This window comes from Limnohabitans planktonicus II-D5, from assembly GCF_001270065.2.
GTDB lineage: Bacteria > Pseudomonadota > Gammaproteobacteria > Burkholderiales > Burkholderiaceae_C > Limnohabitans_A > Limnohabitans_A planktonicus.
This window is the reverse complement of sequence record NZ_LFYT02000107.1, coordinates 1-1,043: the sequence shown is the minus strand read 5'-3', so window position 1 is coordinate 1,043 and position 1,043 is coordinate 1. Positions and strand designations below refer to the sequence as shown.

The 1,043-nt window shown below is 41.5% G+C and carries 2 protein-coding genes; both read left to right on the top strand.

Annotated features, from left to right (window positions below):
- Positions 1-647: hypothetical protein (locus H663_RS41890; protein WP_205872781.1), on the top strand; the 647-nt coding region annotated here is incomplete at its 5' end.
- 70 nt (positions 648-717) lie between these two features.
- Positions 718-1,043 (top strand): hypothetical protein (locus H663_RS41480; RefSeq protein WP_133240106.1); only part of this gene is annotated, 326 nt, incomplete at its 3' end.

Sequence of the window (1,043 nt, the reverse complement as noted above, 5' to 3'; positions counted from 1 at the left end):
TCAAACTTGAAATCAAAGAAAAAGAGGATGCTGCGACTGATCTTGAAGAGAAGAAAAATCAGGTCGGGAAAAGTCTTGCACTTCCACTTGAGAAAGCGCCAACTGCGGATGACATCGCTCAGGCACTGCTGGCACGAAAGAAAATTGCTCGACGTCGCTCAAATTATTACGAGGCTTCACTCACAGATTCAAAAATTGATGCAGTTGGATTTGCTCCTTCGCACAACAAAGTTACCGCTGATAAAGTTGTACCTAGATCAGATTTCGGAAATTTTGTAATCGCAAAAGCCAACCTCGAACCTCTTGTTTATGAAGGCCTCCTACTTGAAATTGTTTCCCCAGTGTTGAGATCGGGTTCAATCAAGTGGAGAGGTATTTTTGAGAAAAAGACTGTCAGTTTTGAGTTGCAAGACGACACATTCCGATCTGAAGTCGCAAGCCAAAAAGTGCAATTTCAGAATGGAACAACATTGCTTTGTGATTTTGAAGTCCATCAACGTGAAGACGACACTGGTGAAATTGAAATTGCAGGCTATGCGGTTACTAAGGTGCATGACGTTAAGGCACCTCAGATGTTTCGAAAAAATTCAGCAGAAGAGCAATTAAACCTTCAGCTTCCGGATTGGTCATCAGATATTGATGTGTAAATTCATTGGAGTTTTGGATTTTACTGTGATTCTAATTTTCAAGCGAATGTAACTATAAGGAAGGGGCGGTATGAATTCAAATTATGAGAGGCTGAGTGTTGAAGATGCTAGTCAGGTGCTTGAGCACTTGCGTGCGAAAGTACGAGAGTTTGGTTTTGGCGCACTGGATGCCGAAATAGGTGAATTGCTCATAGAGAATGGTTTGAAGTCTAGTGTTGAGATGCTTGAACGCTATTTTTCTTTGCTTCATGCGTATTTAAAAGTTTTTGAGCGGGAGTCCGTTCAAAGTAGTCAAGATAGTCTTGAGCGTTGTTTGGGTAAAGAAAAATGGAGTTGGCAGCTCTTAGCTGGCGGTGATCCGGAAATCAGACGCAATTCTAATCCTATAAATTCCAT